The sequence below is a fragment of the Pontibacter sp. BAB1700 genome, from assembly GCF_000277005.1.
In the GTDB taxonomy this organism is placed as follows: Bacteria; Bacteroidota; Bacteroidia; order Cytophagales; family Hymenobacteraceae; genus Pontibacter; species Pontibacter lucknowensis.
The window spans coordinates 1-11,436 of record NZ_AKIS01000091.1 but is presented as its reverse complement, the minus strand read 5'-3'; the positions used below and the strand labels follow the sequence as shown (position 1 = coordinate 11,436).

The following is an 11,436-nucleotide window of genomic DNA, read 5'->3' as shown; positions in this document are numbered from 1 at the left end:
AGCACGGCGTAAGAGTCGCCAGAGTGGATACCAGCTGGCTCGATGTGCTCCATGATACCGCAGATGTGCACGTCCTCGCCGTCACAAATCGCGTCGGCTTCTGCCTCAATGGCATGGTCGAGGAAGTGGTCGAGCAGCACCTTGTTGCCTGGGTGGTCTTTGAGCAGGTCAATCACGTGGGCTTCGAGCTCTTTCTCGTTAATCACAATTTTCATGCTCTGGCCACCGAGTACGTAGCTTGGGCGCACCAGCAGCGGGAACTTCAGCTCCTTGCACAGCTCCAGCGCCTCTTCAGCAGACTCGATCACACCGAATGGAGGATATGGAATGTCCAGGTCACGCAGCAGTGAGGAGAACGAACCACGGTCCTCGGCCAGGTCAAGCGCTTTGTAGCTTGTACCGATTACCTTAATGCCGTAGCGGTCTAGCTTCTCAGCCAGCTTCAGGGCCGTCTGTCCGCCCAGCTGCACGATCACACCTTCCGGTCTTTCGTGCAGAATGATGTCGTAGATATGCTCCCAGAATACCGGCTCGAAGTACAGCTTGTCCGAAATATCGAAGTCCGTGGAAACCGTTTCCGGGTTGCAGTTGATCATGATGGTTTCGTAGCCGCACTCCTTAGCCGCCAGCACACCGTGCACGCAGCTGTAGTCGAACTCTATACCTTGTCCGATGCGGTTCGGACCGGAACCCAGCACCACGATCTTTTTCTTGTCGGTCACGATGCTCTCGTTCTCACCATCGAAGGTGCTGTAGAAGTACGGTGTCTTGGCTTCGAACTCAGCGGCGCAGGTATCCACCATTTTGTACACGCGCTGTATACCCAGTTCCATACGCACGGCATGCACTTCGCTCTCAAGACAGCGTAGAATGTGCGCGATCTGGCGGTCGGCGAAGCCTTTTACTTTGGCTTCACGCAGCAACTCACCCGGCAGGGTAGCCAGGGTATACTTCTCCATCTCCTTCTCCAACATATCGATCTCTTCGATCTGGGAAAGGAACCATGGGTCGATCTTGGTCAGGTTCTGGATGGTGCTGGTAGGTATACCGATGCGCATGGCGTCTTTGATGCAGAACAGGCGGTTCCAGCTAGGGTTCTTCAGGTTGTAGATGAGGTCATCATAATTCGTCATCTCCTTGCCATCGGCGCCCAGTCCGTTGCGCTTTATCTCGAGGCTCTGGCAGGCCTTCTGCAGCGCCTCCTGGAAGGTACGGCCAATGCCCATCACCTCGCCCACAGATTTCATCTGCAGACCCAGCGTGCGGTTGGCGCCCTTAAACTTATCGAAGTTCCAGCGCGGTATTTTCACAATCACGTAGTCCAGCGCCGGCTCAAAGTAAGCCGAGGTAGTTTTAGTGATCGCGTTCTTCAATTCGTCGAGGTTATAGCCGATGGCCAGCTTGGCAGCGATCTTGGCAATCGGGTAACCAGTGGCTTTAGAAGCCAGCGCCGAAGAGCGGGATACACGCGGGTTGATCTCAATAGCAATGATGGTGTCATCGTCCGGGCTCACAGAGAACTGCACGTTACAGCCGCCTGCAAACTGCCCGATGCCGTTCATCATTTTGATGGCCAGGTCGCGCATTTGCTGGTATACCGTATCTGGCAGGGTCATGGCAGGCGCTACCGTAATGGAGTCGCCGGTGTGCACGCCCATCGGATCGAAGTTTTCGATCGAGCAGATGATGATCACGTTGCCGAGGTTGTCGCGCAGCAGTTCGAGTTCGTACTCTTTCCAGCCCATGATGCTTTGCTCTACCAGCACTTCGTGCACCGGTGAGGCGTGCAGGCCGCGGGTCAGGGCTGCGTCGAATTCGGCAGGGGTATTAACAAAACCGCCCCCCGTACCACCAAGGGTAAACGAAGGGCGAATAACGAGTGGAAAACCAATTTCCTGCGCTATCTCTTTTCCTTCCAGGAATGAGGTAGCTGTTTCTCCCTTACAAACATTTACCCCGAGCTCGATCATTTTGAGGCGAAACTTCTCGCGGTCTTCGGTGGTCTCGATCGCGTTGATGTCCACCCCGATGATACGGACACCGTACTTTTCCCAGATGCCGGCCTTGTCGCACTCGATGGCCAGGTTCAGGGCTGTCTGCCCGCCCATGGTTGGCAGCACGGCGTCAATTTTATGTTTCTCCAGGATTTCAATGATGTACTTCTTCTCAAGCGGCTTGAGGTACACATTATCCGCTGTCACACTATCGGTCATGATAGTGGCGGGGTTTGAATTGATGAGCGTCACCTCGATTCCTTCTTCACGAAGAGAACGGGCTGCTTGCGAACCGGAATAGTCAAACTCGCAGGCCTGGCCGATAACGATGGGGCCAGAACCAATAATCAGAACGGATTTAATACTGGTGTCTTTAGGCATGTGCTTTGGTAGGTATAAATTGCCCAAAGTTACCGCAAAATGTTGGGGCTCACAAACTAAAAATGCACCCAAGGGCTTTCTTTTTTTAACACAGGGCAGCCGCCATACCTGTACCAAGAGTATTTGGAGCCTGCTAATCACCCTGCTCGAGCACAAAAAGCGCATTTACGGTTAAGCCGAAGAGGTTTGACATTTTAAGAGCCATTAAGGTAGAAGGCCGGTATTTATTTTTCTCGATGGCGTTGATCGTCTGGCGGGTTACGCCCAAGGCCCCGGCCAGCTGCTTCTGGGTCATGTCTTTTTTGGTCCGCTCTATTATGATGTTATTCCGCATCCGCCTCTGGTGTTTTGCGGACTTGATGGAGCTTATACCTGAACGAAATGTAGGCATAGAAAAGCAGCAGGGCTAATGCGCCTGGTAAAGCAATGCCGATTTTAACACAGGATGCACCTAAACCTTGCGCCCGCAATACGTACACAAAGTATAACCTAAAATACAGAACCATGGAAACACCACGTGAAGACGATTATATAACCAATTCGGAAGAGAGCGAGCGTCTGCCTGAAGAAAACCCGGAACCGCTGGAGGGTCTCAAAAAAGAGGAGCACGACATTATAGACGCTGAGCCAGAAGGCATAGAGGAGGGCGGCAATGCCGCAGCCAAAAATGAGGAAGACACCCGCAAACTTGATGGTAGTAACGCCAATAACCTGAGAACAAAATAATTTTTCTCAGATGTGAAAGCCGCAGATTCAAGCATTCAGTGCTGCTATCTGCGGCTTTTTTGTATCCACACAGTACCAGGAAGGGGTCCTGAATATCTTTGTGGACTTGTTTTAGATCAGGTTGCAGCACAAATCAGGAGAACTTCCGCAAAGCATAGCATTACTATAATATTATGATAGCGTCATTTTATAATAAAAAGGTTGACTGTACCATATTTATTCAGTATCATTAAGCTGATATTCACCGGTTTAATGCCATAACTTATGGTTTACTTTCAAACGGATTATCTGCTCCTAGAGTATCATGCAGCCAGCCATGTGCTGTTAAGTCAATGGTATGGCAAGTGCAGCAGCCTGCAATACAGACAGGCACTCATCAGGTTGATCAGGCTTGCCCGGGAGTTGGGTGCGCCTTACACCATTACTGACAGCCGTCTACTTTCTCCCCTAGACCCCGACGACCTGGCCTGGACCCGCGATGTATATGTTCAGGCTTTTAGCCAACTCCCACTTAAGCGCTTTGCTTCTCTCAATCCATTCGACCCTGCTGCCAGCCGCCAGATTCAGCAGGTATTTGCCAGCCGTCCCCATCCGCTTCCTTTCGAAACCCGGGAATTTGATGACCTCACTTCCGCTTACGATTGGCTTACTTCTGAAGAATAAGCTGTTTTTTACTTCGCCTATTATCTATCGATAACTTACCATACCTGCAACTGCGTCCTGTTCGTCCCCATTCTCCTATATCCGGTTATTCAGGATATTGCTTATATTGTCAGGCTAAATACAGGCATACTCCTCGGCAAGTATATGCTCATACCTGAAAAGCGCACATGCTATACCTTGTTCTAAAGCTGATTCTACGTACAGGCCTTTGGGTGTTCTTCCGCAGGTTTGTGGTGCGCAATCGTCACCTGATGCCAGTGCGAGGACCGTTACTGGTAGTGGCTAATCACCCCAATACGTTTATGGATCCGATCGTGATCGCCTCGCTGCTCCCGCAACAGGTGTATTTTATCGCGAAGAGTACGGTGTTCAGTTCGCCGCTGCACAACTGGCTGCTACACCGCATGAACCTGATTCCTATTCATCGGCAGGCGGATACGCCGGGCGTTCCAATAGACAATGAAGCAACGTTCAGAGCCAGTTACCAGGCACTGAAGGAGCGCAAAACACTGCTTATTTTTCCGGAGGGAACCAGCTTCAACGAAAGGCGCCTGCGCAAAATCAAGACAGGCACGGCCCGGATGGCCTTGGGGGCTGTAGCACATATGCCAGCAGTGGCTAACCTGCAGATACTCCCTGTGGGGCTCAACTACTCTGACCCTACACGCTTCCGAAGTGATGTGTTCGTGAATGTGGGCAGACCCATCGCTGTCGCCCCTTACCTGACTCAATACCAGCAGGACGAGAAGGGCACTGTCAATGAACTGACGGACCAGATACGGCAGCAGCTCGAGAAGCTGATTGTGATAACCCCTTCTGATGATGAGGATGCACTTGTGCGTCAGATTGAGCAGGTATACAAAGAGAAACTGGCGGCACAAACACCCATCGAAGCCCCACGCCACGTGCGTGACTTCCTGCTGACAAGAGCTATTGTAAAAGGGCTGGCGCACTTTATGGAAACCCAACCGGAGCGGGTGGAGCGCTTTCGAAACAAAATGCGATCGTATACGCAGCAGCTTCAGGAACTGGACCTGCAACACCTTCCCACTATGGAAGAAAATAATGTGCTGTTGCGGCAGAGTCTTGCCCGTACCTTACTGCTAACGCTTACTATGCCGCTATACCTCTACGGGCTTATCAATAACTACCTGGCCTATATCATACCCTCTAAAGTAGCTGATGCACTTACAGAGGAGCAGGAATTCAGAGCACCGATCATGCTGTCGGTGGGTATTTTTTCGTTTCCGGTATTGTACGCCCTGCAGGCGCTATCCTTTGGCACTTCTGGCCAAACGCCGTATATCTGCTGCTATACCTGATCAGCCTACCCTTGTCAGGCTTTTTTGCACTGCGCTACTGGAACACACTGCTGCGGGTACGTGAACACTGGCTGCTGCTACGCCTCTTTCTGAGCAAGAGCCCGGTAGCAGAAAGCCTGAAACGCCAACGGCAGGAGCTTATTGATGAACTTGAAGGAGCACGCAAGGAGTTTCTTTACGAGCAGGCAACTAACAAGAACCCAGATTGAGAAGCCTTAAACTGATAGGTATTACTACGTATCATTCCGAATTCCTGTCCTGAGTATTTAGCATCAAAACAGGATTTGGCTAGTGTATTTCCACAAAAAAACTATCCAAATAGCCATAGTTCCGTAAACAGGATACTGAAATCTAATTTTTACAGTATTACAAACAATAAAGGACTATGAAAAAGACATTTGTAAACATTCTCGCTCTTTCATTTGTAGCAGCGACGGTAATGACAGGGTGTGCAGACACAACGACTACTGGTACTGATTCAACAGATACCGATGTGTATGGCACTACAACCGGCTCAACTACGGGAACCACTACTGGCACAACTACCGGCACTACAACGGGCACGACTACGGGAACCACGACAGGTACTACAACGGGCACGACTACGGGAACCACAACTGGTACAACCACAGGTACCACAACCGGCACTACTACAGGTACCACAACCGGAACAACTACAGGTACCACTACCGGCACAACGACTGGAACTACAACTGGTACCACAACTGGAACAACTACTATGGGTACTTCTCCTCGATAGGAATTATACTCAGGTATCTACAGCAAAAAGGCAAGCACCTGACTGGGTTTGCCTTTTTGTTTTTAAACTAAACCCCTTATTAAAACATGCATCAGCTGCAGCAATACCTGCGACGTGTTTTTACAGTTGACCTTCGGGCCCTGGCAGTCATGCGCATATGGGTTGCCGGTATTATCTTAACCGACCTCGCTATACGTGCAACAGACCTCGAAGCGCACTATTCCAACATGGGCGTACTTCCCTTGCATGTACTGCATCAATTTGGCTGGCATCCGTACCACTTTTCCTTTCATACCCTAAGCGGACTATGGCAGGTGCAGGTCGTGCTTTTCCTGATTGCTGCCGTGTTTGCTATTTTCCTCCTGCTCGGCTACAAGACACGTACCGCTACTATTGTCAGTTGGATACTGCTCGTATCGCTCCAAAACCGGAACACTTTCATTGCACAGGGAGGCGATGACCTGCTGCGCATGCTGCTCTTCTGGGGGATGTTTCTGCCATGGGGGAAATTCTACAGCTACGATGCAGCCAAAGCCAAAAAACCGGAACCGCTCCAAACTACTTACTTTAGCGCGGCTACAGCTGCTTATATCCTACAGATCTTCCTGGTATACTTCTGCACTGCCCTGCTCAAAAGTTCACCGGAATGGAACCTGGATGGCACCGCACTCTACTATGCCCTGAGCCTCGACCAAATCCTGATGCCAGTAGGCAAGCTCATCTACCCATACCCTGAGCTGCTCCGGTTCCTGACGCTCACGACCTGGTATACCGAGTTGCTGCTGCCCTTCCTCCTGCTGATTCCTTTTTATAATCACGTATGGCGGCTCATTGTGGTGGGGGTGTTGTTCATGTTTCATATCGGCATCAGCCTGACGCTGTTTGTAGGTTTGTTTTACCTCATTAATATTGCTTCAATTTCTGGTCTCCTTCCTCCTCAGGCCATGAACTGGGCAGAGAGAAAACTACTCACATCTTTCAGGAGACCATTATCAGGCCAGTTTCAGCGCATATTCAAAGGTTTCAGAAGCCCGGCCCAACTACGGCTACAGATCAGCCTGCAAAAGCCACTGCTTTCTAAAAACCAGCTGCGATACGCCCGGGAAGGATTCGTGACTTTTGTGCTGATCTACTGCATCTGGTGGAATCTGTCAGGAGCAACTGCGCGGGTACCCGCTATGCCCGACTCAACAACCTGGTTTGGCAACCTACTGCGTGTTGACCAGCGCTGGGGCATGTTTGCGCCCGCTGTTTTTAAGGACGACGGTTGGTATGTACTGGAAGGACATGCGGAGAATGGTCAGCTAATCGACCTGAACCGTGAAGGGAAAGAGGCAGACTACGCCAAGCCGGCTTCTGTGGTGAGCATGTTTAAAAATGACCGCTGGCGCAAGTACTCCGAAAATTACTTGTTTGTGCACTATGCGTTTTTAAGGCCTTACTACTGCAACTACCTGGTGCGTCGCTGGAACGAGGCACACCCAGGCAACCCTATAAAAGAACTGCAGGTGGTATACATGAAAGAGTATACCTTACCCGACTATCAGCCTGTAACTCCTCAAAGAGAAGTGCTCTGCACATGTGCTAATTTACCAGAGTAAGCCAGTCACAAATACAGAGCACATGTTATGTTCCTTGTAGCAGGTATCAGCAATTTTCATCATCGCAGGCGAGTGCGCTGCCCACGGCAGCGGCTACCAGGCCTCCCATCAGGTATAGCCCGACGGTCATCACGCGGGTGCTGTTGGTACGGTTACTAGGGTCAGTGCCTAAGCCCATCGGCCCGGGCAGCAACACAGCACCCGCTCCGGCTCCGGCTCCTAGCAGACCGCCACGCAGCCAGGCACCTTTACCTACACCGGCAAAGCTGTAGTAGATAGAATTGGAAACAATATCACCTAACATGGCCCAGGCGCGCAGGGAACTGCTTTCGGGTGGCTGTGCTCCTGCTTTCTTCATTGTTTTTGAAATGGCCCGCATTCCGAGCACGTCCATACGGGGTGCTTCAGGAACAAGCCGGCGCAGGGTTTCATGTGTGATCGTTATGGCAACGGCCCCTGCCAGTCCGCTTACCAGTGCTTTGCTTACTTCCATAGTATTAACTTCTTCATAGAGTTATTAAGGTCAGTTTTGTTGCTATACGCAATACTTGCCAGTCTGCTACAGGTGTATGACACAAAAAGCCGGGTTAATCACCCGGCTTTTTGCCATGTAGCTTTACAAAGGAGCAATTATCTATTGCTTCCCAGATTCTTATTCAGGTTTTTCTTCAGCTTCTCCTGGGCGCTCGCTATTTTAGAGCCCATTTTGCCTGATTTATTTTTATTCATCGAGTTCATAGCCACCCAGCCTGCACCCAGTGCCAGTAAAGAACCGCCTACTACCTTTTGAGTAGTGCTCAGCCCGTTCACTTTGTTCATGGTGCTGTTGCCAAACTCCTGCAGCTTGCCCGTCAGGTTATCCAGGTTCTCTTTCTTGAATGTATCCTTCCAGTTCGACTTGCCCGAAGAAGCCGACTGGCTATTTCCAGATGAGTTTCTGGCAGAAGACTGGTTGCCACTGATAGCGTTTGAAGCTGATGACTGGCTTGAGCCATATTCGAAGTATTTGATTGTGAGCTGCTCTGAGCTGTTGGATTCTGATTCGATTGCGAATTCTTATTCGTTTTGTTTTCCATAGGTAAGTTTCTTTTAATTAAACACATGTACACCTTGTCATATAACTGCACTTGGCCTGTTCAGACAGGGTGTCAGACTTATATGTATCGGTTTTTAGGATACAGGGTTGCAGTCGTCTCTCATATTCCCTAATGCGCACAAGTTCGGCCCGCTATAATCATATATGCTCATCAACGTTCAGGTTAGTGACTATGGGCAGCAGACTTCTGTGCTGGTTACGTCATTGGCTATACCTACACTACTGAGGCTGCTTATGCTTTACAACTGATGTGCTCTTAGTTGCAGGAGGGCTTCTTTTAATTCAGGACGATCGTCCTCCTCTACTTCCTGCATCGCTTTCCGGGGTTGGTAAAACTGGAGGATATCCTGTCGCAGGGCAGGACTTGTTTGCTTGAACTCATTCTTAGCAAGCTTTTGCAATAGCTCAGCATACGTCTCGTCCGTGAGTTTGTAACTGCCGGGCTTTGTTGGCTCTCCTGTATCGAGCTGCATATTGTCGAGCTTAAGCTGGCCCTGTTGTCTGAGCTGCTTTATAAGCTTTGTGTAATTTTCGACTGTGGCGTTAAAACTGTGGTAGAAAATTTCCTCGGCCTCAGGTGTAGGCGGTTTAAAGGCGAGTGTCCGGAAAGGTCCTACTTTGGGAAGTACTTTGATGATCCAGGCAATGAAACGGGCGAAAATGTTGGGTCGCTCGTAATCTGTCCCCCAGGCCTGGTTGAAATCCGACCGCTTCATGTGATACTGAAACTCACGGCGGGTTACGCCCGGTCTGGCTTCCTGTATGTCACTCTTCTTGGCCTGCCAGGCTGCTTTGGTCAAATCGGGTATCAGGCCACGGATGGTATAGCGGTAAGTTCCGATCGCCAGTGGCACGTTCATAAACACATCATTCAGCTCAAGCCCATACGTTTCCAGGAAGGCACGCTCCAGCAGTTCTTTTGAAACTTTAAATCCGATGAATGACTGGTATTCGTCGGGTGCGTAGTTGCCCCGGGCTACCTGCAGCACATCAAACCCAAACTCAGTTTTGACATGCGACGCAGGATCTTCGGCGTAGGTCACTTCCTGCCCATGCTCAGCTTTTACCTCGGGTATACCAGTGCCACTGCCTTGTTCGTGCCCAGCGGATGCCCATGTATGTCAGCATTGTAATGCGACAGCGCCCCCAGCGCGAAGCCGTACTCTTCTATAGTAGTAGCCGATTTGATTAGATTCTCGACAAAAGCGCCACTGCGCACGTAGTGGGTCAGGTCTGTGAAGAATGTGTTGCCAAAAGGGAAATAGCCCATATCCTGCACAATGGAACCTCCATAGGCATGTGCGTGGGCTTTCTGCAGGTCTTCGTCGGTGGCGTTGGGAAAACGCTTGCGCAACAGAGGCTCTATTGAGTCCTTCCAGGCGGCATCAATAATGGCCTGGTGCGTGAGCACACCATAGGCGCGGGCGGTAGCTGCTGTCAACAAAAAGTAAAGCAAAAGGGCCAGAGAACTCAGCCTCGTCAGGGTGCGGTAGTTCATAACAGTGGGTATGCGTCAGGTGTTGTACGCAGAAGACGGCATAAGAGATAGCATGCAGACTATATTTAGGTGGAGGCCCGTAGCTTTTTGCGGGTCCTGAGGTAACTCATCACCTCCACGATACTTATCCCTAAGAGCACCCACATGGCACCCAGCAAAAAGCCCGCCAACACATCTGACAGGAAGTGTACCCCTAAGTAGATCCTGCTGAACCCCACCAGTAGGATCAAAGCTCCTGCTCCTACCAGCACTCCGTTGCGCAAGCGCCTCTGGTACAAGTGGCGGTAGCCAAAATAGGCCAGTATACCCCAGAGCGCCATACTTGTGGTGGCATGTCCGCTCGGGAAAGAAAAGTTATGCTCTGGATAGAAAGCCACCTCAGTAGGGCGATCGCGGCTGATAAACTTCTTGCCATACTGCACTGATAGCCCCACCCCGGCCATGGTAAGCCAGAAAGCCAATACCGCCGTGTAGCGCCGGTTGTACAAAAACACAATCGTAGCCAGCCCCCCAACGGCAAAGACTGCCTCCCGTGTGCCTAGTTGGGTAAATGCATAAAAGGTGTGGCTCAGCCACTCGCTGCGCATGCTGTAGAGAAAGGCTGTAAAGGCTTTGTCAAGGTGCACCACCCCCTCCGACTCCACTACGTCCTCAGTTATTTGTGAGAGCAGCGCCGCATTGACCGCTATTACCAGCAACAGGATGGTCAGGGGTAAGCCAATGAAAGTAGTAGTATCGAAGCGGCGGAGCAGAAAGCTGGAAAGTCTGGGAAACCGATGAAACAGCCGCTGCACCAGCGGCTGCCTGGCAAGCCAACCACGTGTAGATTGAAAAAGATGTGTCAGGAAATGGTTCATACAGGACAAATCCAACTCTTATACGCAATCTTCTCAATTTTATATGCCCCGTAGACCATTTACCCTAAAAAAAGAGCTGTTTACATGGCAAAATGATTTATTAACAACTTATTAACTCTATATAAAGTACATATTTAATATGAGAGGGTTTGAAAATATGTACGACAAACTCCTGCTCGGTGTAGGGGTGATTTTGCTGGTATTACTGTGGGTGCAGTTTCCGGCTATGCCCGAGATGAATGCGGAAGACCATGTACGCTATACCTCGGACGAAGCCAGGACAGTCATGAACTCAAAAGCCCGCTTTCTGAAGCCCTCTAAGACACTTTCTCCTCGTCAGGTTATCAAAATACAGTTACACGCCCTGCAACGAAACGATATCACCGACAGCGGCATTATCACAGTTTTTAATTTCTCGTCGCCAACCAGCCGGGTGAGTTTAGGGCCTCTCAATCATTTCCGGATGATGGTGCGCGACCTGCCTACAGCCCCATGCTAAACTTTGTTTCATACAAAACCGGTAAAATGGTGATAACTG

Annotated in this window: 14 protein-coding genes; 7 read left to right on the top strand and 7 right to left on the bottom strand. The window is 50.4% G+C overall.

Annotated elements, in window-relative coordinates:
- A partial coding sequence (gene carB, locus O71_RS11590; RefSeq protein ID WP_007656821.1) for a carbamoyl-phosphate synthase large subunit occupies positions 1-2,375 on the bottom strand: 2,375 nt, incomplete at its 3' end.
- 133 nt (positions 2,376-2,508) lie between these two features.
- Complete coding sequence (locus tag O71_RS11585; protein WP_007656820.1) at positions 2,509-2,709, bottom strand: helix-turn-helix transcriptional regulator; 201 nt, start codon at positions 2,707-2,709, stop codon at positions 2,509-2,511.
- 92 nt (positions 2,710-2,801) lie between these two features.
- On the opposite strand from O71_RS11585, the gene O71_RS11580 reads away from it, so the two are divergent.
- From O71_RS11580 to O71_RS11560, 6 genes are all read left to right on the top strand, one after another.
- Positions 2,802-3,101 (top strand): hypothetical protein, encoded by a 300-nt coding sequence (locus tag O71_RS11580; RefSeq protein WP_007656819.1) that lies wholly within the window; start codon positions 2,802-2,804, stop codon positions 3,099-3,101.
- A 264-nt stretch (positions 3,102-3,365) separates the two neighbouring features.
- Positions 3,366-3,764, top strand: a complete 399-nt coding sequence (locus tag O71_RS11575; RefSeq protein ID WP_007656818.1) for a hypothetical protein — start codon at positions 3,366-3,368, stop codon at positions 3,762-3,764.
- 167 nt (positions 3,765-3,931) lie between these two features.
- Positions 3,932-5,086, top strand: a complete 1,155-nt coding sequence (locus O71_RS11570) for a lysophospholipid acyltransferase family protein (RefSeq protein WP_007656816.1) — start codon at positions 3,932-3,934, stop codon at positions 5,084-5,086.
- An 11-nt stretch (positions 5,087-5,097) separates the two neighbouring features.
- Positions 5,098-5,295 (top strand): hypothetical protein, encoded by a 198-nt coding sequence (locus O71_RS11565; protein ID WP_007656810.1) that lies wholly within the window; start codon positions 5,098-5,100, stop codon positions 5,293-5,295.
- 176 nt (positions 5,296-5,471) lie between these two features.
- Entirely contained in the window at positions 5,472-5,846 is a 375-nt protein-coding gene (locus O71_RS22685) for a hypothetical protein (RefSeq protein WP_192811675.1), read from the top strand.
- A gap of 86 nt (positions 5,847-5,932) precedes the next feature.
- Entirely contained in the window at positions 5,933-7,447 is a 1,515-nt protein-coding gene (locus O71_RS11560) for an HTTM domain-containing protein (protein WP_007656809.1), read from the top strand.
- A gap of 46 nt (positions 7,448-7,493) precedes the next feature.
- On the opposite strand, the gene O71_RS11555 is transcribed toward O71_RS11560, so the two are convergent.
- The 5 genes from O71_RS11555 to O71_RS11535 all read right to left on the bottom strand — a co-directional run bounded on the left by O71_RS11555 (position 7,494) and on the right by O71_RS11535 (position 10,898).
- The gene (locus O71_RS11555) at positions 7,494-7,940 is read right to left on the bottom strand and encodes a hypothetical protein (protein WP_007656808.1); all 447 of its coding nucleotides are present in this window, start codon (positions 7,938-7,940) and stop codon (positions 7,494-7,496) included.
- 137 nt (positions 7,941-8,077) lie between these two features.
- The gene (locus O71_RS11550; RefSeq protein WP_007656806.1) at positions 8,078-8,266 is read right to left on the bottom strand and encodes a hypothetical protein; all 189 of its coding nucleotides are present in this window, start codon (positions 8,264-8,266) and stop codon (positions 8,078-8,080) included.
- 516 nt (positions 8,267-8,782) lie between these two features.
- Positions 8,783-9,586, bottom strand: a complete 804-nt coding sequence (locus tag O71_RS24645) for a zinc dependent phospholipase C family protein (protein ID WP_051017752.1) — start codon at positions 9,584-9,586, stop codon at positions 8,783-8,785.
- Positions 9,587-9,606: 20 nt separating this feature from the next.
- Positions 9,607-10,041 carry a zinc dependent phospholipase C family protein gene (locus O71_RS24640; RefSeq protein ID WP_051017751.1) on the bottom strand — a complete coding sequence of 145 codons (435 nt, stop codon included), beginning with the start codon at positions 10,039-10,041 and terminating at the stop codon, positions 9,607-9,609.
- A gap of 65 nt (positions 10,042-10,106) precedes the next feature.
- Complete coding sequence (locus tag O71_RS11535) at positions 10,107-10,898, bottom strand: phosphatase PAP2 family protein (protein WP_007656803.1); 792 nt, start codon at positions 10,896-10,898, stop codon at positions 10,107-10,109.
- Positions 10,899-11,055: 157 nt separating this feature from the next.
- Between O71_RS11535 and O71_RS21735 the strand changes: the two genes are divergently transcribed.
- Positions 11,056-11,397: a hypothetical protein gene (locus O71_RS21735; RefSeq protein WP_051017750.1), complete on the top strand. Its 342-nt coding sequence runs from the start codon at positions 11,056-11,058 to the stop codon at positions 11,395-11,397.
- Positions 11,398-11,436: the final 39 nt, after the last annotated feature.

Excerpts from the sequence above, each read along its gene's own strand:
- O71_RS11585 (WP_007656820.1), bottom strand. The coding sequence starts at position 2,709 with ATGCGGAATAACATCATAATAGAGCGGACCAAAAAAGACATGACCCAG.
- O71_RS11580 (WP_007656819.1), top strand. The coding sequence starts at position 2,802 with ATGCCGATTTTAACACAGGATGCACCTAAACCTTGCGCCCGCAATACG.
- O71_RS11575 (WP_007656818.1), top strand. The coding sequence starts at position 3,366 with ATGGTTTACTTTCAAACGGATTATCTGCTCCTAGAGTATCATGCAGCC.
- O71_RS11570 (WP_007656816.1), top strand. The coding sequence starts at position 3,932 with ATGCTATACCTTGTTCTAAAGCTGATTCTACGTACAGGCCTTTGGGTG.
- O71_RS22685 (WP_192811675.1), top strand. The coding sequence starts at position 5,472 with ATGAAAAAGACATTTGTAAACATTCTCGCTCTTTCATTTGTAGCAGCG.
- O71_RS11560 (WP_007656809.1), top strand. The coding sequence starts at position 5,933 with ATGCATCAGCTGCAGCAATACCTGCGACGTGTTTTTACAGTTGACCTT.
- O71_RS11555 (WP_007656808.1), bottom strand. The coding sequence starts at position 7,940 with ATGGAAGTAAGCAAAGCACTGGTAAGCGGACTGGCAGGGGCCGTTGCC.
- O71_RS11550 (WP_007656806.1), bottom strand. The coding sequence starts at position 8,266 with ATGAACAAAGTGAACGGGCTGAGCACTACTCAAAAGGTAGTAGGCGGT.
- O71_RS24640 (WP_051017751.1), bottom strand. The coding sequence starts at position 10,041 with ATGAACTACCGCACCCTGACGAGGCTGAGTTCTCTGGCCCTTTTGCTT.
- O71_RS11535 (WP_007656803.1), bottom strand. The coding sequence starts at position 10,898 with ATGAACCATTTCCTGACACATCTTTTTCAATCTACACGTGGTTGGCTT.
- O71_RS21735 (WP_051017750.1), top strand. The coding sequence starts at position 11,056 with ATGTACGACAAACTCCTGCTCGGTGTAGGGGTGATTTTGCTGGTATTA.